General features: G+C 66.5%; 19 protein-coding genes. 10 read left to right on the top strand and 9 right to left on the bottom strand.

Annotation, left to right across the window (positions count from 1 at the left end):
- The first annotated feature begins 144 nt into the window (after window positions 1-144).
- Window positions 145-1,143, top strand: a complete 999-nt coding sequence (locus tag OXM58_18310; GenBank protein ID MDE0150315.1) for an amidohydrolase family protein — start codon at window positions 145-147, stop codon at window positions 1,141-1,143.
- A gap of 19 nt (window positions 1,144-1,162) precedes the next feature.
- Here OXM58_18310 and OXM58_18305 read toward each other — a convergent pair whose 3' ends face one another.
- Window positions 1,163-1,939: an SDR family NAD(P)-dependent oxidoreductase gene (locus OXM58_18305; protein ID MDE0150314.1), complete on the bottom strand. Its 777-nt coding sequence runs from the start codon at window positions 1,937-1,939 to the stop codon at window positions 1,163-1,165.
- Between the two features lie 136 nt (window positions 1,940-2,075).
- On the opposite strand from OXM58_18305, the gene OXM58_18300 reads away from it, so the two are divergent.
- Window positions 2,076-2,888, top strand: coding sequence for a sugar phosphate isomerase/epimerase (locus OXM58_18300; GenBank protein MDE0150313.1), 813 nt, complete (start codon window positions 2,076-2,078; stop codon window positions 2,886-2,888).
- Here the strand turns inward: OXM58_18300 and OXM58_18295 are convergent.
- On the bottom strand, window positions 2,871-3,725 hold the full coding sequence (locus OXM58_18295; protein MDE0150312.1) for a TauD/TfdA family dioxygenase: 855 nt from the start codon (window positions 3,723-3,725) through the stop codon (window positions 2,871-2,873). The two genes, OXM58_18300 and OXM58_18295, sit on opposite strands and share 18 nt — an antisense overlap.
- Window positions 3,726-4,123: 398 nt before the next feature.
- Between OXM58_18295 and OXM58_18290 the strand changes: the two genes are divergently transcribed.
- The 4 genes from OXM58_18290 to OXM58_18275 all read left to right on the top strand — a co-directional run bounded on the left by OXM58_18290 (window position 4,124) and on the right by OXM58_18275 (window position 8,264).
- Entirely contained in the window at window positions 4,124-5,101 is a 978-nt protein-coding gene (locus tag OXM58_18290; GenBank protein MDE0150311.1) for an ABC transporter substrate-binding protein, read from the top strand.
- A gap of 73 nt (window positions 5,102-5,174) precedes the next feature.
- Entirely contained in the window at window positions 5,175-6,008 is an 834-nt protein-coding gene (locus tag OXM58_18285) for an ABC transporter ATP-binding protein (protein MDE0150310.1), read from the top strand.
- Window positions 6,005-7,534 (top strand): ABC transporter permease subunit, encoded by a 1,530-nt coding sequence (locus tag OXM58_18280; GenBank protein ID MDE0150309.1) that lies wholly within the window; start codon window positions 6,005-6,007, stop codon window positions 7,532-7,534. The genes OXM58_18285 and OXM58_18280 overlap by 4 nt, the downstream gene beginning before the upstream one ends.
- A gap of 37 nt (window positions 7,535-7,571) precedes the next feature.
- Window positions 7,572-8,264, top strand: a complete 693-nt coding sequence (locus tag OXM58_18275) for an EthD domain-containing protein (GenBank protein ID MDE0150308.1) — start codon at window positions 7,572-7,574, stop codon at window positions 8,262-8,264.
- Between the two features lie 8 nt (window positions 8,265-8,272).
- Here OXM58_18275 and OXM58_18270 read toward each other — a convergent pair whose 3' ends face one another.
- Window positions 8,273-9,403, bottom strand: a complete 1,131-nt coding sequence (locus OXM58_18270; GenBank protein ID MDE0150307.1) for a 12-oxophytodienoate reductase — start codon at window positions 9,401-9,403, stop codon at window positions 8,273-8,275.
- Window positions 9,404-9,447: 44 nt separating this feature from the next.
- Between OXM58_18270 and OXM58_18265 the strand changes: the two genes are divergently transcribed.
- The 4 genes from OXM58_18265 to OXM58_18250 all read left to right on the top strand — a co-directional run bounded on the left by OXM58_18265 (window position 9,448) and on the right by OXM58_18250 (window position 13,686).
- Window positions 9,448-10,344: an NAD(P)-dependent oxidoreductase gene (locus OXM58_18265; protein ID MDE0150306.1), complete on the top strand. Its 897-nt coding sequence runs from the start codon at window positions 9,448-9,450 to the stop codon at window positions 10,342-10,344.
- Between the two features lie 193 nt (window positions 10,345-10,537).
- On the top strand, window positions 10,538-11,779 hold the full coding sequence (locus OXM58_18260) for a cytochrome P450 (protein ID MDE0150305.1): 1,242 nt from the start codon (window positions 10,538-10,540) through the stop codon (window positions 11,777-11,779).
- A 75-nt stretch (window positions 11,780-11,854) separates the two neighbouring features.
- The gene (locus OXM58_18255; GenBank protein MDE0150304.1) at window positions 11,855-12,724 is read left to right on the top strand and encodes a hypothetical protein; all 870 of its coding nucleotides are present in this window, start codon (window positions 11,855-11,857) and stop codon (window positions 12,722-12,724) included.
- A gap of 29 nt (window positions 12,725-12,753) precedes the next feature.
- A complete protein-coding gene (locus OXM58_18250; GenBank protein ID MDE0150303.1) occupies window positions 12,754-13,686 on the top strand; it encodes a fumarylacetoacetate hydrolase family protein in 933 nt (310 codons plus the stop codon).
- Window positions 13,687-13,692: 6 nt separating this feature from the next.
- Here OXM58_18250 and OXM58_18245 read toward each other — a convergent pair whose 3' ends face one another.
- The 6 genes from OXM58_18245 to OXM58_18220 all read right to left on the bottom strand — a co-directional run bounded on the left by OXM58_18245 (window position 13,693) and on the right by OXM58_18220 (window position 19,639).
- Entirely contained in the window at window positions 13,693-13,902 is a 210-nt protein-coding gene (locus OXM58_18245) for a ferredoxin (GenBank protein MDE0150302.1), read from the bottom strand.
- A gap of 15 nt (window positions 13,903-13,917) precedes the next feature.
- Window positions 13,918-14,694: an SDR family NAD(P)-dependent oxidoreductase gene (locus tag OXM58_18240; GenBank protein MDE0150301.1), complete on the bottom strand. Its 777-nt coding sequence runs from the start codon at window positions 14,692-14,694 to the stop codon at window positions 13,918-13,920.
- A gap of 291 nt (window positions 14,695-14,985) precedes the next feature.
- Window positions 14,986-16,704: a hypothetical protein gene (locus tag OXM58_18235; GenBank protein ID MDE0150300.1), complete on the bottom strand. Its 1,719-nt coding sequence runs from the start codon at window positions 16,702-16,704 to the stop codon at window positions 14,986-14,988.
- 183 nt (window positions 16,705-16,887) lie between these two features.
- Complete coding sequence (locus OXM58_18230) at window positions 16,888-17,775, bottom strand: fatty acid desaturase (protein ID MDE0150299.1); 888 nt, start codon at window positions 17,773-17,775, stop codon at window positions 16,888-16,890.
- 23 nt (window positions 17,776-17,798) lie between these two features.
- Window positions 17,799-19,082, bottom strand: coding sequence for a TRAP transporter large permease (locus OXM58_18225; protein ID MDE0150298.1), 1,284 nt, complete (start codon window positions 19,080-19,082; stop codon window positions 17,799-17,801).
- A gap of 20 nt (window positions 19,083-19,102) precedes the next feature.
- Window positions 19,103-19,639 carry a TRAP transporter small permease subunit gene (locus OXM58_18220; protein MDE0150297.1) on the bottom strand — a complete coding sequence of 179 codons (537 nt, stop codon included), beginning with the start codon at window positions 19,637-19,639 and terminating at the stop codon, window positions 19,103-19,105.
- Window position 19,640: the final 1 nt, after the last annotated feature.

Below are 19,640 nucleotides of genomic sequence, written 5' to 3'. Positions count from 1 at the left end.
ATGAACAGTCGGTCACGATGCTGGCACAGTTGGTTTTGGGGCGCAAATTTCCGAATGTCCGGTCACGCCCCGCAGGATTTGACCCATCGGCAGCGCCGTCCATAATGCGCAGGACTTTTCGGACGATTGAGAACAGAGCACGCGATGACGGGAATTGGAACAGCTTCAGTCATCGACGTGCACGCCCATGTCCGGCTCAATTCGACGACCGGAGCGGCGGGACGCCACGGCCCGGAATTCGGCGAGGACGCGGACGGCACGCTCTGGTACCGGGTCGGCAACTACAAGCTGGTCGGCGTGCGGCACAAGGCGAGCCCGTTCACCGATCCGGACCTGCGGCTGAACCGGATGGACCGGGACGGGACGGATTTCCAGGTCCTGTCGCCCAGCCCGCTGACCTATTTCCACCATATCGAAACCGCTGAAGCGGTCGCCTTCTGCCGCAAGCATAACGACGCCTGCGCCGAGCTGGTGCGCCGCTATCCCGACCGCCTCGGCGGCCTCGCCTCGCTGCCGATGCAGGATGCCGGCGCCGCCGTGGAGGAGCTGCACCGGGCCGTCGGCGAGCTCGGCCTGTGGGGCGCGGCGACTGGCACGGAATTCAACGAACCGCTGCACAGCCCGGCGCTGGACCCGCTCTACGAGACCTTCGTCACGCTTGACGTGCCGCTGTTCTTCCACCCGGCGCCCTCGGGCATCGACGGGCCGCCGGGCGACCCGAACCTGAAGCGCTTCGACCTCGACGTCGTCATCGGCTTTGCGGCGCAGGAATCGATCGCCGTGGCCACGCTGATCTTCGGCGGCGTCCTCGACCGCCATCCCGACCTCGACATCTGGATCAGCCACGGCGGGGGCGGCCTGCCGATGCTGGCCGGGCGGCTCGCCCAGGCGGCGCGCAAGCGGCCGTGGGCCGGCGAGGACATCCGCAAGGACGGCGCGTTCGAGGAAGCCGTTACCCGGCTGTGGTACGACGCCCATGTCACCGATCCCTCGGCCCTTGCCCTGCTTCGGCAATGGGTCGGCAACGATCGCATCGTCTACGGCACCAATTTCGCCGGATGGGACCAGCCGGAGGACGGCGCGCACGGCGAGATCGACCCGGCCTGGGCCGGCAATGCGCGGCGGCTGCTGCGGCAGGGCTAAGGCAGACCGGAAGACGGACTCAGAATTTCCGCACGCCGCCGAACTGGGCCCAGGTCGACGCCACCTCCCAGCCGGCGTCGACGACGATGTTCTGTCCGGTAATCGCCGACGAACGGCCGGAGGCCAGGAATTCCACGGCCTCGGCGACCTCGTTCGGCTCGACCATCCGGCCGAGCGCGGTGAATTCGCCGGGATGCGCGGCGTAGCGCCCGGAATCCAGCCGTTCCTCGACCCGCGGAACCAGCGTCGAGCCCGGCGAAACGGCATTCACCCTGACGCCCGCGCGGCCCCATTCGCCGGCCAGGTTCCGGGTCAGGTGGACGACTCCGGCCTTGCTCGCGCCGTAGGCCTCCGCGGGCATCGAGCTGAATGCGGCGATTGACGCGATGTTGACGATGCTGCCTCGCCGGCGCGCAACCATGCGCCGGCCGAACGCCCGGTCGGCGATCAGCGTGCCGGTCAGGTTGATCCGCAGGACGCGCTCCCACTCGGCGAGCGCCAGGTCTTCGGTCGGCACGATGTCCTGGAAAACCGCGGCTGCCACGACCAGCGCGGCGACCGGCCCGGCATCGCGCTCGATGCGGCCGGCGGCCCGTGCGACCGCCGCCTCGTCGGCGATATCCAGTTCCAGAGCAAGGCCGCCGGTATCGCCGGCCACCCGCCGGGCGGCCGCACCGTCCATGTCCGCAACGGCAACGCTCCAGCCGCGCGTGTGCATCAGGCGGCAGACCGCCTCGCCGATGCCGTTGCCGCCGCCGATGACGGCCGCGACCGGCCGGCCCTGCTCATCGCTCATCGGATTTCGCCGCCGTCATCGCTCGCTTCGTCCTTCCCCGACGGAATTCGCGGCGGGATTCGCGGCGTTGCCGGGCCGCAAGGCGGATGCTAGGTGCCGGCACCTTCTGTCCGTATCGCCGTCGGCCGCCGTCAAGATGACCCGCCCGCTTTCCCTCTCCTATTACACGGTGCCCGAATTGTCGCCGCTTGAGACGGTCGCAGTCGCGGCGCAGGCCGGATGCAGCCATGTCGGCCTGCGCCTGCTCGGCGGCCAGCCCGGCGGCGGGGAGATGCCCCTGCTGCTCGACGCTGCGCTCCAGGCGGAAATGCTGGAGGCGATGGCGGATGCGGGCATAGCCGCGCTGGATGCCAACACGGCGCGGATCGTCCCCGAAACGCGGCTGGCCGACTATATGCCCTTCCTCGATGCCGCCGCCCGGCTCGGGGCCCGGCACGTCATGGCATCTGTCGACGATGCTGAAAGGGACCGGTCGCTCGACAATATCGCGGGTCTCTGCGATCTGGCGGCCGAGCGCGGCCTGACGGTCGATCTCGAATTCGTGCCCTGGATGGCGCTCAACGATCTCGCGGCGGCAGCGGACATGGTCGGGGCCTGCAACCGCGAAGGCCTCGGCATTGCTGTCGACACCCTCCACTTCCATCGCTCGGGCAGTTCCATCGCAGCGCTGGCCCTCCTGCCGCAGCGTTGGTTCCGCTACGCCCAGATCTGCGACGCTCCGGCGAACGGAACACCGCCATCGCGAGACCGGCTCATCCACGAAGCGACGAAAGAACGGCTCCTGCCCGGCGCAGGCGATATCGACCTTGCCGGCATCCTGCGCGCCTTGCCCGGCAATATCCCGCTGGCGCTGGAAATTCCGCAGACGGCGCTGGCGACGCGTATGGATGCGGCCGGGCGCGTTTCCCGCGCCGTGGCGGCAACGCGCCGGTTACTGGACCGCGTCTGAAGCGGGCCCGGCCGGGTCCTGCACGCAGACCCGCTTCATGACCCGGCGTTCGCGCTCCATTTCGTAATTCGCGACGCCCCGGTGCATCAGGCAGCGGTTGTCCCAGATCATCACGTCGCCGGGCTGCCAGCGGTGGGAATAGACGAAGGGCGGTTGGGTCGACTGTTCCTGGAGGCGGGCGAGGATCGTGCGGCCCTCGGCGACCGGGCGGCCTTCGAGATGGGAGGCATACATGCCGATATAGAGGCAGGGCTGGCCTGTTTCCGGATGCGGCCGGACGATCGGGTGGCTGACCGGCGGCGCATTACGCTTCTGCGCCTCGGTCGGCGGCGGGTTGTCGAGGCTCTCGCGCATGAATTCCAGGCTGTGGACCGCACGGCAACCGGCGATCTTCTCTTTGGTTGCGTCCGGCAGCGCCGCGTAGGCCAGGCCCATATGGGCAAGCTGGGTATCGCCGCCGGCCGGCGGCAGTTCGACCGGATGCAACATCGTCGCCAGCGACGGAACGGCGAGATACGACTTGTCGGTGTGCCAGAAGTAGTTGGTATTGATGTAGGGCCGGCTGGACGGCCGGCCTTCGGCATCGAAGTTCGTGATGCAGTGGACGGCGCTCATGATGCGGCCGTCATTGTTCTCGATCAGATGCCGCTCCAGCGGACCGAACAGTTCGCCCAGCGCGGCGAGATGGTCGTCCTCGAGCCTCTGGCCGCGAAAGACCAGCGCGCCGTGTTCCAGGAACGCCGAACGGATCGCTGTCGCCGTAGCCGGGTCGAGCGGCCGGGAAAGATCGACCGACCGGGTTTCCGCGCCGAAAGGAGCGCCAAGCCTCTCGAACATCCTTCGATCATCCCGATTGGTTGCCATGCACGCGTAGCATACCGCCTCAGTGCAACCGCACCGACAGAATTGGCGGAATTCCGTCGAATTCGGGAATACCTGGTGGGTTCCGCCGGTGTCGGCTGCCGCCGCCGTTCCGTTGACAGCATGAGGGCGCTTCATATACTGCCCGCGGGTTTGGAGTGCAAAACCGACTTTCGCTAATGTCGTCGACAGAGCGACGGGCAACTGTGCCGGTGCGGTCTGCGGCTGCGCCGCCGAACAGGAGCGGATCGGGGGAAGGGTAGCGCAATAAAGACGATCAGACGGCAGTCCGACCCCTTCTGCACAACGATCCGACACCATCCCGAGTGGAAATACCCGCCGTTTGAAACGCGGGGTATCAAGAGGAGACGGCCATGTCCAAGTTTTGGCGCAATACACGCATAGGCGCGATCGCATTCGTTTTTGCCGCAGCGTCCGTCCCGGCCCAGGCCGAGACGATCGTCGCGTCGCATTACGGCTTCCTGTTCAATACCGCGCCGATCGCAGTCGCGATCGAACGGGGCGAGTTCAAGAAGCGCGGCATCGACATCACCCAGGTGATCTCGTCGTCCGGCGGCGGCACCACGATGCGCAACCAGATCGCCTCTGGCTCCGGCTACGGCGTTGTCGGGACGGCGGCCGTGCTCGCAGCATTCCGCGAAGGCCACGACGTCAAGATCGTCAGCGCCAACGTCATGACCCTGGCGGACCTGTTCTGGGTCTCCATGCCGGGCAGCGGCATCAAGTCGATCCACGATCTCAAGGGCAAGAAAGTCTCCTACACAAGGCCGCGCTCGACCAGCGAGACGCTCGCCAAGATGGCGGTCGCGGCAGCGGGCATCAAGCCGAACGAGATCGAGCTGGTTTCGCTGGGCAAGGTCGGCGCCGGGCTGGCTGCGCTGGAGCGCGGCGATGTCCAGGCCGCCCTCATCCTGGAGCCGATCTGGAGCGGCCGGAAAGGCAAGTATCAGATCGCCTTCGATCTGAGCAACCTGCCGCGCATGACCCAGACCGTCGGCGTGACGACCGCCGAATTCGCCAAGAAACAGCCGGAAAAGCTGCGCAACATCATCGCGGCGCGGCGGGCGGCCGTGGACTATCTCTACAGCGAACCGGTCAAGGCGGCGAAGCTGGTCTCCAAGGCCTATGGCAAGAAGGTCTCGGAAGAGGTCGCGATCAGCGCAGTCAAGAATATGGTCAAGATCAACTATTGGGGCCGCGGTAAGTTCGATCTCCCGGCGCTCAATGCCATGCTTGACGGATTGCGCGACCAGGGTGCCTGGAAGGGCCCAATCAACTGGAAGGATATTCTGGACGATTCGTTCCTGCCGGACGACCAGAAAGGCATGTAACCCGGCTTTCGTAACCGGTTAGAGAAAGGCGGTGCCGCATCCCCGGCGCCGCCTTTCGCCATATCGGCTATCAATGTCACCCGAATCGCACGCCGAAACGAATTCCGAGGGGCCCGCTGCAGCAGCTGAGGCGGCCGTCACGCTCGACGCCGTGGAGCATGTCTATGGCGGTACCGTGCATGCGCTCGGCCCGATCGACCTGGCTCTGCGCCAGGGCGAATTCTTTGCGACCATCGGCCCGTCGGGCTGCGGCAAGACCACCATGATGGATATCGTCGCCGGGCTGACCGAACCGACCGGCGGCGAGGTCGTTTTCGAGGGCAGGCCGGTCCGCGGTTCGGTGCCGGAAGGCGTCGGCATCGTCTTCCAGGACGACGCCTCCTTTCCGTGGCTCACCGTGTTCGACAATATCGCCTTCGGTCTGCGCCGCCTGGGCATGGCCGGGGCCGAGGTCCGCGACCGGGTCGATTTCGCCATCGACTTCATGGGGCTCCAGGGTTTCGCGAAGGCGCGGCCGTCGGAACTGTCCGGCGGCATGCGCCAGCGCGTCTGCATCGCCCGCACCTTCGTCATGGAGCCGCGGCTGATCCTGCTCGACGAGCCTTTCGGCTCGCTCGACCAGCAGACCCGCATCCTGATGGGCGACGAACTGCTGCGCCTGTGGCGCGAGACCGGCGCCACCGTGCTGCTGATCACCCATTCGCTCGACGAGGCGGCCCTGCTGTCGGACCGCATCGGCGTCATGTCGGCCCGGCCCGGCGTCTTCATCGAGGTCGTGGAAACCGGCTGGCCGGTCGACCGCGACAGCCGCATGGCCTCCAAGGACGAATTCGGCCAGGTCACCACCCATCTCTGGGAGCTGCTGCGCGGCGAATCCATGAAGGCGATGGGAGACGACGGCCCGTGAGGCGGAGTTCGACCAACATCCGGATCGGGCTGCTCGTCTCGGCGGTCCTTCTGCTGGAGATCCTGTGCCAGGCCGGCGCGATCAGCCCGCTGCAGCTCACCGCGCCCTCGCGCATGGCGACGACGCTGGCCGGCCTGATGGGCGAGGCCGGTTTCTGGCAGCAGACTACCAAGACCATCCGCAACATCTTCATCGCGATCATCCTGGCGACGGTCCTGGGATTCCTGATCGGGCTTATCCTCTACCGGTTGCCGCGCCTGCGCCGGGCGATGGAGCCGGTCATCGCCAGCTATTACGCGCTGCCCTTCTTCGTGCTCTACCCGCTGGCCATCGTCGTCGTCGGGATGAACGATTTCTCGATCATCCTGATGGGCTTCGCCTACGCGCTGGTCGCCATGATCACCAACACGCTGAGCGGGCTGGACCGGATCCCGCCGGTGCTGGCCAAGACGGGCCGGAGCTTCCGGATGGGCCGGCTGGAGACGGCGGTGAAAATCCAGCTGCCGGCGGCGGCGCCCTATATTTTCACCGGCATCAAGCTGGTTCTCGGCTACGGTATGGCCGGGGTGATCGGGTCGGAGTTCATCCTGTCCAATTCCGGCCTCGGTTTCTCCATCGCCTTCGCCTACGACGGCTTCGAGAGCGAGAAGATGTACGGGCTTCTGCTCTTCGTCATTCTCCTCGTCACCATCCTGCTGACCGGCGTCCATGTCTTTGAGCGCCGCTCGCAATTCACCGCCGGATCGGCCTGGACGGTCTCGACCGCGAAGAAGATCACGATCGAAGGCGGGGCATTGAGCAAGACGTTCGACGCCTGCATCGTGATCGTCGCCCTGCTCGCGATCTGGCAGTTCCTACACTATCTGGTCGGCAGCGAGGCACTGACCTCGCCGCGCGAAACCCTGGCGCGGGCGGAGATCATGTTCGCGACCGCCCGCTTCTGGGAACACGCCGAGGAGACGCTGCGGGCCCTCGGCGTCGCACTGGTCATCGCCATCGTGGGCGGCGCGCTGATCGGCATGATCCTCGGCCTCAACCGGCGCGCCGGCGAAATTTTCGCGCCCATGTTCGTCGCGCTCCAGGCGACGCCCAAGGTCACGCTCTATCCGGTCATGCTGCTGTTCTTCGGCCTCGGCTTCGCGGCCAAGGTCGCCTTCGGCGCGATCCACGGCATCATTCCGATGACGCTGATCACCTACAACGCGGTGCGCTCGATCAATCCGGCGCTGCTCCGGACGGCGAAGAGCATGCGGATGGGCCCGCTGCAGACCTTCCCGCTGATCTACGTTCCCGCCACGATCCCGGAACTCGTGACCGCGACGCGGCTCAGCTTCTCGATCACGTTCCTCGGCGTCATGATCGGCGAGATGTTCGCCTCGGTACGCGGCCTTGGCCACCTGATCATGGGCGGGATCGAGGTCAACGACGTCTCGATGATGATCGCGATCACCGCGCTGATCGGCGTCTTCGCCGTCTCGATCAACGGTTTCCTGCTGGTCCTCGACAACCGCCTGCACCGGCGATGACCGCCGACGGTAAGGCCGCGGCATCGCTTCCGCCACGGTGAGCGGCCGGCCCAAACTGATCTATTTCGCCGAGCGCCGGCCGGAGATGAGCCGCGAGGCGTTCCGGGCACGCTGGCGCGAACACGCCCGGCTCGGCATGTCCATGCCGCGCTGGCGCAACATCCACCGCTATGTGCAGTGCGACGCCGTCGCGCTGCCGGGCCTGCGCATGCCGACGATCCCGTGCGACGGCGTGGCGGCGGTCTGGTACAGGGACGAGGAACACCGCCTGAACCACATCGCCGACCGCAGCGCCGGGCCGGTCCTCAAGCGCGACGAACGGGAAACCTTCGCCCGCCCGGTCCGCGCCTTCGCCGTCCTCACCGAAGAACATCCGCTTGTCCCGTTCGGCGGCGAACGGCGGAAACTGTTTCTGAAGGTCCGGCGCAACCCGAAGGTCGGTCCCGGCGAATTCCGCGAATGGTGGCGCGAGACGTTCGGGACGGCGTTCGCAAGACTGCTGTCGGAAGCAGGCGCGGGCCAGGGCTATGCGCAGAACCATGCGCGCCGAACGGACGATAATTCACCGGAACCGCTCTGCGATTGCGTCGACGAGATTGCGTCGGCGGAAGCCATGCGTGTCGACGCGCTCTTGGCGGGCCCGATTCGGGAAACTCCGGATTTCCCGGAACATGTCCGCGGTCTGGAGGGCGTCTGGACGGAGGAAACGGTCCTCCACCCGGCGCCGTGATCCGGCGGTCACCAATAAGCCGCCAGGTCCGCACGCTCGAAAGGGCGGATTTCCGCGGTCCGGCCGGTCCGGACTTTCTCGGGCCATTCCGGATCCGCCAGGATGGCCCGGCCGACGGCGGCAAGATCGAAATCGCGCCGGGCCAGCGCCTCGACGACCGGCTCGACGTCGGCGTATTTCGCGGCAATATCCACCTTGTCCCGGAAGACTTTGGACTGGTGGGGCCGGTCGAGTCCGATGCTGCCGACGGCAATCGCCGGCTTGCCGGACAAATGCCGGGTCCACGCTGCGAGGCTGCGCGTATCGCCCTCGAACGCCGGTTCCCAGAAGCGCCGGGTGCTGACGTCGAACCAGTCGACGCCGGCGGCGACCAGCCGGTCCAGCAGTATCCCGAGTTCTGCCGGCGACCCGGCGATGCGGGCGTCGTAGTCGGTCATCTTCCATTGCGAGAAGCGAAAGACGATGGGGAAGCCGGGGCCGACGGCGTCGCGAATCCGCGCGACGACGAGGCAGGCGAGCCGGCTGCGATTTTCCATCCCGCCGCCGTAGCGGTCGCTCCGGCGGTTGGATTCGGGCCAGAAGAACTGGTCCATGAGGTAGCCGTGGGCGCCGTGCAGCGCGACGCCGCCGCAGCCCATCTCGCGCGCCGTGCGGGCGCACCGGGCGTAGGAGTCCGCGATTTCTTCGCAGTCCCGCTCCGACATCGCCTTCACGACGGCCTTGCCGTCCTCAACGATCTCGCGCGGCCCGTAACCCGGCACGGCCGGATCGTCCGCCATGCCGAGGCGCCTGACCTCGCCGACATGCCACAGTTGCGGGACGAAGAGCGCGCCGGCGCCGCGGACCTCCGCCAGGACGCGCTCCCATCCGCGCAGCGCCTCGCGCCCGAAAAAATGCGGGATGTTGTTGTAGGCGTTGCCCTCGTGGGCCTGGGCGGACGGATGGTCGATGAAGGCGCCCTCGCTGAAGATCAGGCCGGCGCCGCCTTCGCCGCGCCGCCGGTAGTAGGCGGCAACCTCTTCGTTCGGCACGCCGCCCGGCGAGCGCTTGCGCGTCATCGGCGCCATGACGATCCGGTTGCGGAGCGTCGCCGGGCCGAACGGCTGCGGTTCGAACAGCCTGTCGGCGGACGCGCTCACGACGCCCGGTCCGGCGTAACGGAACGCTTCGACGGAGGGAGCCCATGAAGATCGGGTTTGTCGGGCTCGGCCTGATGGGCCGCCCCATGGCGCGCCGCCTGGTCGAGGCGGGCCACGAGGTCCATGTTTTCAGCGCCAGCGCCGAAGCGGTCGATGCCCTGGTTGCGCAAGGGGCCGTGGCCGGGGAATCGGCCGCCGGCGTGGCCGGCCGCGTCGAGGCGTTCTGCGCCTGCCGGGTGACGCCCGACCAGTCGCGCGCCGTCTTCACCGGCCCGGACGGCGTGCTCGCCGCCGGCTCCGTGCCGCCGCTGTGCATCGACTTCGCAACCATTGACCCGATGGCGTCCCGCGAGATCGGCCGGGCGCTCGAAGCCGCCGGCGCAAGCTACATCGACGCGCCGGTCAGCGGCGGGCCCCATGCCGCTGCGTCGGGCGCGCTCACCATCATCGCCGGCGGGGAAAAGGCGGCGGTCGCGGCCGCCGGGCCGCTGTTCGACAGTCTCGCCAGGCGGACCTTTCATGTCGGCGGAACCGGCGCCGGCGTGACGGCAAAGCTGTGCAACAACCTGATCACGATCACCAGCCATGCGCTGATCGCCGAGGCCATGGTGCTCGGCGCGAAAGCCGGTATCGACGCCGATGCGCTCTACGAAGTCCTGTCGCAGAGTTCTGCCTACAGCCGGACGCTCGAGCGCGTCGTTCCCGGCCATTTCCTGCCGCGCGATTTCAGGGCGGCGGCTTCGATCGAGACCATCAGGAAAGACCTCCAGGGCGCGCTCGACCTGGCGGCGGCCGAAGGCATCCGGCTGGCGCTCGGAGAAACCGCCATGACACTCTTCGCCGACGCCGCCGCCCGCGGCCATGCCGGCGACGACATCGCCTCGGTCATCCTGCCGATGGAGGACGCCGCCGGTGTCCGGGTGGGCCGGACCGGCCGATAATTCCGGATCGGCTTGCAGGAGGGCGCAGGATTGAACGGTCGGCACGATGGGCAGGCTTCACAATTGCGGCGCCGATCAATAGCATGCGCACCCGTTCATTCAAGACGGCCGGGACAGGATGCGGGCGGATGGCGGGCGCCGGCCGCCGGAAGCGATAAGCCCGAACCCTCGAATGACAACGGGAGAGGTCAACATGCCGGATGACGTGGGTTGCCCGTTCTCGGCCGGCACGGCGCCTCCCGCCTTTCCGTTCGCGCGCGACCGGCAGTTCGACCTGCCCGGGGAATACGCCCTTGCCCGGGAGACCTGCCCGATTGCACCCGTTACCCTGTGGAACGGCCAGAGCGCCTGGCTGCTGACCCGCTACGAGCATTATCAGAAGGTCCTGCTCGACGAGCGCTTCAGCGGCGCATTCGCCCGCGAGGACTTCCCCACCGTCACCGAAGCGCGCCGCGCCATCGACAAGCTGGAACGCGCCTTCGTCGGAATGGACAACCCGCGCCACGATCATTTCCGGCGCATGTTCACCCGGGAATTCACGACCAAGCGGATGCTTGCCCTGAAGCCGCAGATCGAACGGCTGACCGACGGGCTGCTCGACGCAATGGCGGAAAAGGGTCCGCCCAGGGATCTGGTGGCGGACCTCGCCGTCGAACTGCCGGCCCTGGTGATGTGCGAGCTGTTCGGCTCGCCCTACGAGGATCACACCTACATTCTGAAATGCGCCGCCGGGCGGCACGGCCTGTCCCAATCGGCCGACGAAGCGGCGCAGTCGGCCAATGACCTGGTCGAATACTGCCGGCAGCTGATCGCTGCGAAGGAGCGGCAACCCGCCGACGACATGCTCGGCCGCGTGATCCGGGACCATGTCCTGCCCGGCGACCTGAGCCGCGAGGACCTGGCCAACATCTGCTCGATGATCCTGCGCGCCGGCCACGATACGACGACCAACATGATCGCGCTGGGAGTCGTTCTGCTGCTGGAGCACCCGGACCAGCTCGCCGCCTTCAAGGCCGATCCGTCGCTCACGGAATCGGCGGTCGAGGAACTGCTGCGCTTCCTGTCGCCGGTCCAGTTTGCGCCGCGCCGCGTCGCGCTGGAGGATGTCGAGGTCGCCGGCGTGACGATCCGCAAGGGCGACGGGGTGTTCGCGCTGTCGCCTTCGGTCAACCGCGACCCGGACCAGTTTCCGGATCCGGACCGGTTCGACATCACCCGCCGGGCAACCCACCACATGTCCTTCGGCTACGGCATTCACCGCTGCCTCGGCCAGGGGCTGGCGCGGGTCGAGTTGCAGGTCGTTTTCCGCAAGCTCTTCGAGCGGTTCCCGGACCTGCGGACTGCAGAGCCGCTGCACCGGCTGGCCTTCAAATACGATTCGCAGATCTACGGCCTCTACGAACTGCCGGTGGTCTGGCAGGCGCGGCCGGTTTGACACGCCGGCCGGCCCGGCCATAATCCCGCTCGACCGGACCGGGGCCGGCGGTCGCGACCTGAGGGAGAAACAGCAATGAACTTGCACGGAGCAACCGGCGTCCGCGAGGCGGACCTGCCCTGGGTCGATATCGGCGTGCGGCCCGGCTACAACCAGCGCTACCAAGGCTTTTTTGACAAGAGCCGGCGGATCGCCGCGCGGATCGGCAGCCTATATGCCGAGCCCTACTATCATTCGCCGCGCCACCGGCACACCTTCCAGCAGGTGCGCTATGTGCTGTCCGGCAAGATGAAATACGGCAGCGAGGTCTACGGGCCCGGCGACTGTCTCTACATCCCGGAGGGCGCCTATTACGGCCCGGTCAAGCCGATCGGCAACGGCGAGCAGCTCCATTTCGCCGACATCCAGTTCGAAGGCCCGTCCGGCATCCCCTATCCGGAACCGGAAGAGGTGGTCGACGCCCAGCGCCGGCTCGCCGAGACCGGCACCTTCGAGGAAGGCGTCTACACCTTCCCGAACGGCCGCAAGCGCGACGCCTACGAGGCGATTCTGGAGGAGCTGACCGGAGAACGGATCGAATATCCGGCGCCCCGGCTCAACAGCTATGTCGTGCTGCGTTCGACCGGTATGCCCTGGCGCGCGCATTCCGGCCTGCCCGGCGTCGAGGCCAGGGACCTGGCCTACTTCTTCGAATGCGGACCGAACATCAAGATGGCGCGCATCGCGGCAGGCGCGGCCCTGCCCGGGGCAGTGCCCGAAGGCCACCGTGCGGTGTTCCTGCTCGACGGCGATCTTTCTTTCGCCGGCGCGGACTTCGATACGCTGTCCTATTTCGTCCTGCCGGGCGGCGAGGACCATCCGCCCCTCGAGGCGGTGACGGACGCCACGCTGCTGATCGTCGGCTGGGGCCCGAATGGCGAGAAGGTGCCGTTCGACCTGTTCTGAGGGCCATTGCACCGGAAAGCCGCCCCGCCGTGCGCATCGCCAATCTCGTTCACCGGCAGGACGCCCGCCGGAGTCTCGCCCTGGTCGACGCCGCCGGCGGCCTGTTCGCTATCCCGGACGCTGCCAATGCCGTCGGTGCAGGGCTGCCGCCGGACCTGGCCGATCCCGTCGGGTACCGTTGGCTTGCTCCCGAAGGGCTGGCCCGCCTGGCCGAAATCGGGGAGCGTATCGGCGATGCCGGGCTCGCGCCGGCCGATCCGGCCGAATGGCGTTTCGGCCCGCCGGTCCCGCGGCCGGGCAAGATCATCGCCGCGGGGCGCAACTATATGGACCATGTCCGCGAGGGCCAGGAAATTTGGGCGAAGCGCGGCCGGAAGGTGGAAATTCCGAAATTCCCCACCGCGTTCGCGAAATTCCCGTCCAGCCTGACCGGACCGTACGACCCGCTGTGCATACCCGATGGGGTCGACGATCTCGACTACGAGATCGAACTCGCCGTCGTTATCGGTTCTCCGGCGCTGAACGTGACCGCCGAACGGGCGCTCGACCATGTCGCCGGCTATGCCATCTGCAACGACGCCGGCGCGCGCGGCATCCAGCGGCGTGAGATGGAAGCCCAGATCGGCATCGTGCTGGCCAAGAATTTTCCCGGTTTCGCGCCGATGGGGCCGTGGCTGACGACGGCCGATGCGGTCGGCGATCCGCAGGCGTTGCAGCTTACGCTGGAAGTCGACGGCGAGGTCCGGCAGGACGCGAACACCGCGGACATGATGTTCCCGGTCGCCGAGCTGATCGCCTGGTGGTCGCGCACCGGGCTGGAAACCGGTGACATCCTGATCACCGGCACCCCATCCGGTGTCGCGCTGGCGCGGGACGAACCCGAGAAATATTATCTGCGCTCTGGCCAGACCGTCGTCGCCCGCATCGAGAAACTCGGAGAACTGCGCAATCCGGTGATGTAGGGCTCCCTACCCTTCCTCCACCCTTATGGCATTGGCAGGGCATTGGCGCGCGGCCTGGCGCGCGGAATCCCAAAGCGCTTCCTCCGGCGTGTCGGTCAGCAATACGACGATGCCGTCGTCCTCGTCCTGGTCGAACACTTCCGGCGCGGTAAAAACGCATTCGCCCGAACCGACGCACTTGTCCCGGTCGACGATGATCTTCAGGCGTCGCGCCATCGGCACCTCCCCGTCCTACCGGTCGCCGTTCGCCAACAGGCCGCCGTCGACCGCCAGGGTCTGGCCGGTAATGTAGCCCGCCCGGCCCGACAGGAGAAAGGCCACGGCCTCGGCGACCTCGGCCGGCTCGGCGAAGCGGCCGAGCGGGATGCTGCGCCGCAAGCGCTCCGGATCGACCAGCCCCCGTTCGATATTCTGCCGGATCATGCGGGTGTCGACGATGCCCGGCGCGACCGCGTTGACCCTGACGCCATCGGCCGCCCATTCGATGGCGAGCGTTCGGGTCAACGCTTCGATGCCGGCCTTGGCGGCGCCATAAGGCGCGCGGCGCGGCCGGCCGATCCGCGCGCCGATGGAGGAAAAGTTGACCACCGCGCCGCGAGCCCGGCGGAGCGACGGATAAAAGGCGCGGCAGGCCCGGATGACGCCGCCCAGATGGACGTCCAGCAGGCCCTGCCAGGTCCGATCGTCGATCTCGCTCACAGCCCCGTGGCGGTTATAGCCGGCGGCGTTCACCAGCCCATGCACCGACCCGCCGCCCATCTTCTCCACTTCCGCCGCCAACCGATCCATCGATGCGCTATCGGCGACATCCGTTTGGATATAGTGCAGGCCGTTCCCGGCATTGTCCGGCTTGTCCGGGTTGCCGGGTTCGCTCGCTTCCGGCGAATCGAGGTCGGCGACGACGACCCGCCAGCCGTCGCGCAGCAAACACCGTCCGGCGGCCAGCCCGATTCCCCGCGCACCGCCGATCACGACACCCAGGTTCCGATCCGATTCCGATGACGCCATAAGAATTTACCTGCAACTTCCGTCTGCCGTGGAAAGCAGCACGGCAGACCCTTTTTACGCGCACAACGATCATACTTGTGACGAATTCAGTCACTTGTGACGAATTCGGTCAGCCGAAAAGGCTGCTTTTTTCATCGATTGTCGGGCATCGATGTTCGTCGGCACCCGGGCGCGACCCGAACCTGCGGCTTTCAGATAGCGAACGGGCAGATAGCGAACGGGCAGATAGCGAACGGGCAGATAGCGAACGGGCGGCGGCGACGGCCGTGTTCGCGGTCGCGACGATCTTTTTTAGCCGGTCCCCTTTTGCGTCCGGCAATAGCAGGACGCCCATATGGGAAGGTCCGTTCTTGCCAGGGCCGTCGTCAGCTTCTGCCCGAGCATCCGCGCCTCGTTCGAGTCGCCGTTTCTCTTCACGCACTCCAGCAGCCCGTGCAGCGCCCAGACATTGTCGGGGTGCCGGCTGCATCGGGCGATGTCGCCGGTGTAACCGAGGTCCGCCCGGTAGACGGCCTCGGCCTCTTCGAACCGGTCCTGCTGCACCAAAAGCGCGCCCAGCGCGTGGCGCGGCGGGTGCATCCAGGCCCAGGGTTCCGTGAAATTGAGATTGTCGTCGTATTCGACCGCCCGGCGCAGCGCGTCGAACGCGGCGTCGTAGTTCCGTTTGCGGTATTCCAGTTCCCCGTCCAGCATCGCCCTGCCGACCTGCAGGATGTCCCGGACGGTGTTGCTGAGGAACACGGCATCTTCGGGAACGGTCTCGAAATACGCCTCGAATCCTGCTTTCTCCGTTTCCGCGCGTTCGATCTCGTCAAGCGCGGCGTAGGCCACGCCCCTGCCGTACCGATGCATCGCGACGCGCATAAAAGCCTGCCCGGCGCCATCCGGGAGCCGGTCTTCGATCAGCGCGCGCCACTTGCCGAAGCGGACCCAGACATGGGTCCGCATGGCGGAATAGCCGTCCAGGATGCTGGCCATGAAGGGGGGGCTGGAGGCGATCAGCTCCGGTGTCGCCGTCTCGCAGATCCGGCCGGCGGCGGCGATCGCCGTCTCGTACTGGCCGAGGAACATGGCCGCATACATGAGCAGATGCAGGTTGTGACACCGCGCCGTCGTATAGAAGTTATCCGGACCGGCATAGCGCAGGTACTTGTCGTCGGCCCGGACGGCGCGCCGGTTCTGCTCGACCGCCTGCGCATAGTCGCCGCACAGAATATCGATATGCGCCGACATATGCTCGATATGGCCGGCGTCCGCCACGAGCCCGCGCAGCAGGTCGGCGGCGCGCAGGGCGCGTTCCGGAGACGCGGACATCTCCATGAGATGGATGTAGATGTGAAGGATGCCCGGATGCGGCACTCCGGAACTTTCGATCTCCTTCAGCGCCGTCTCCAGAACGACGACCGCTTCCCCGGTCAGGGCGTCGGGCTTCGGCTCGCCGGTCCTGAGGTCCCACAATTGCCGCGGCGTGCAGGTTATCGCCGCTTCCGCAAAGAGCGCGGCAATATCCGGGTCGTGCGGGAAGGCGGCGTGCACCTTCCGCATTTCGCCGGTGAATTCGCGGTGCCACCGGTCCAGGACGCGAGGGTCGGATTCGTCGCGCGACCGGTACCGGGCCGCAACCGCTTCGATCAGGGCGCGTTCGTCGGGCCTGCCGTTGCCGGCCCGCTCCAGCGCGCGGCGCGCCTCGGCCGCCGCGTCGTGGCACAGGGGCAGGGTTTCGGCGATTTCCCGCGCGCTGTAGCGGATCCACGGCCGGTTGTAGAACGGCCCGCCGGCGTAGGCGATGCCCCACCAGGCCATCGCGCAGTCCGGGTCGCGCTGGAGCGCCGCGCGAAAACAGGCCAGGGCCTCTTCATGGTTGTAGGCATAGGTCCAGTTCAGGCCGAAATCGAACCAGGCCTGGGCCTCGGGCGATGCGGTCGAGATCTTCCTCGTCCAGGCGCCGAGGGCAAAATCGTAATCCCGGGGATCTTTCCGGAGTCCGGTTCCGGAACGGTCTTCACTCATGGCTCGATACCCGTCGCCACGACAATGCTGCCGGAGACGATAGTCCGGCGAGAGGTGCCCGGCAAAGACCGCCGAACGGCTGACAGGATACAGCCGCAGTCGGCCCTGACACTATCGGGGACACTATCGGGGACACTATCGGGGACACTATCGGACTCCTCGACACCGGCTGCCCGAGGGTCGTCATCTTCCCGGCGTCAGTCGACTTGCGTAGTCGACCGTAAAGCGCGCATAGCCGTCGCTGGTCGTCTTGAGATGCTCCCTGACGAGCCGGTGCAGATCCGGAAGCCGGAAGAACGGCACCATCGGCAGCGTATGGTGCTCGATATGATAGGGCATGTTCCAGGTCACGAAGCGGACAATACGGTTGGTGAAAACCGTGCGCGAATTCTCGAACATGTCCTCGACTGCCGGACAAAGACCGTGTTCGGCGAGGTGATAAAGCCTGAGAAACGGAAAGCCGACGACCAGCGGCACAAGCCAGATCCAGACCAGTAGCGGCGATGCCCAGACCGAAAAAACAAGGGCCGCCGCATAAATCCCGATCGAAATTCGCGCCTCCGTCCTGAGCTGCCCGAAGGCGTTTTCCGGCACGAATTCGTCGAAGGCCCTGCCGCGCGCGTTCGAAAACAGAAGAAGCACCTTGTTCTTCCAGTAAAGCGGCGCCAGCGCGAAGACGACGTATTGACGGACGGTCTTCGGCTTCGGTTTGCCGACCAGTTCCGGGTCGCGTTCCGGGTCGTTCGTGAACCGGTGATGGGAGAAGTGAAAGTATCTGAACCACTGAAAGGGCTGCAGGATCAGCAGCCCGGAGAGCCGGCCGCACCATTCGTTGATCCATTTCGTCCTGAACGGGGTCGTGTGCACGCATTCATGCTCGAGATTGAAAAGAAACGCCAACAGGATGCCGAGCGGGACCATCAGCAGGGGCCATCCCGGTACGCGAAGGGCGATGGGGATCGCAAAGGCGAGCATCAACAGGATGTAGACAGCCAGATGGCGCAGGCCGGGACCGTCCTTCTGTTCGGCGAGCGCCTTGCGGTCGGCCCTGGACAGCGATCTCAGAAACATTCTGTGGTCCATCGCCATGCGCCTCACATGGTCCGCGGCAGCCAGAGCGCAATGGCCGGGAACAGGATGACGAGGGTGAGCCGGACGAAATCGGCGCACAGGAACGAGACGATCCCGCGGAAAATGGTGCCGAGCGGAATGTCCCGCCGGACACCGTGCATGACGAAGACGTTGATGCCGATCGGCGGGGTGATCATGCCGATCTCGATCACCATGATCATCACGATCCCCCACCAGATCGGATCGTAGCCCAGCCCGTCCGTCACCAGCGGAAACACGAAGGGGAGGGTGATGACCATGGCGGCGACGGAATCGAAGATGGCGCCGAGCGCGATGTAGATGCCGGCCAGCACGAAAATGATGGCGAGCGCCGGCAGGCCGAGGCCGACGACCCAGTCGACCAGCGCGGCCGGCATCCTGGTGATCGTAATCAGGTTAGAAAATATGTGGGCCCCGATGATGATCGTATAGAGGAGGCCGACATTGCCGGCCGTTTCGCCGATGGTCCGAAAGAAAGAGTCCCGGTTCAGCGTGCCGCGGGCGACCGCGAATCCGAAGGCGATGAGCGTCCCCGCCGCCGCCGCTTCGATAACCGTGAACACCCCGCCATAGAGCCCGACGGTCATGATGAGGATGATCGTGACGATGCCCCAGCTGTTTGCCGCCGTCCTGGCGGTCTGGGCCCAGGTCTGCCTGGGGCCGGCCGGCGCGAGCGACGGGTTACGCCGGACGACGATCTGAATGGCGACGAAGTAGATCGCGATCGTCAGCAGGCCGGGCACGACGCCCGCAATGAAGAGCGTGACGACGAACTGCTCGGTCAGAAACGCATAGATCAGCATGATCGACGACGGCGGGATCAGGGATCCCAGGGTGCCGCCGGCGGCGATCGAGCCGGCGCCCAGGCTTTGCGCATAGCCCCGCCGCTCCATTTCCGGCAGCGCGATCCGCGCCATCGTCGCCGTCGTCGCGATCGACGAGCCGCAGGCCGCGCCGAAGCCGCCGCAGCCGGCCACCGTCGCCATCGCCAGCCCGCCGCGGCGATGCCCGAACAGCGAATTGGCGAGATGGTACAGGTCGCTCGCAAGCCCCGAGACTCCCGCGAACGACCCCATCAGGAGAAACATCGGAATGATGATCAATGCCGGACTGGAGATCGCGCTCGCGGTTTCCGACCCGAACATCGAGATTGCGGCAAGCGGGTCTCCCGTCATGATCGCAAACCCGACGACCCCGGCGATTGCCATCGCGATTCCGACCGGGACGTGCACCGCAATCAGCGTCAGCATGCCGAGGAACGACAGCAAACCGATGGTGATGGGATCGACTATCGCCGGGTTTCCTCGACCATATCCGGGATTTCGGATTCCGAGCCCGCCAGGGGCCGGCCGCGCCTGAAGTCCCTGAACACGCCGGCGACGACCAGCGCCTGGACCGGCAGGCAGAAGGCCAGCAGCGCGGTCGAAACGACCCAGCTCGGCCAGACCGGAATCTTGAGAAGCCAGGTATACTGCCCGTGCTCGACCAGCTTTGCCGTATAGCGCCCGACTTCCCAGACGATTCCGGCCATGACAAGCAGGGCGGCGACCTGGCCGAACAGTTCCACCAGCTGCCCGGCCCGGGGAGTCAGCCACCGCCCCAGGAAGCGGATGGAAATGTTCTGCAGGGTTGCGAGCGTTACCGGAAAACAGGACGCGACGATGACGGGCGTCAGGATTTCCAGAAGGTCGTTCAGGCCGTAAATCGGCGCATTGAAGACCGTTCGCGTCAGCGCGTCGGCCAGAATGGCGGCGGACATCGACAGTAGGCAGACCAGCCCGAGGACCGCCGAATAATTCCCGGCGGTCCCGATCAGTCGAATCATT

The organism is Rhodospirillaceae bacterium, assembly GCA_028819475.1.
In the GTDB taxonomy this organism is placed as follows: domain Bacteria; phylum Pseudomonadota; class Alphaproteobacteria; order Bin65; family Bin65; genus Bin65.
Note: the sequence above shows the minus strand (reverse complement) of the source record. Positions and strands in the feature narration are given on the sequence as shown.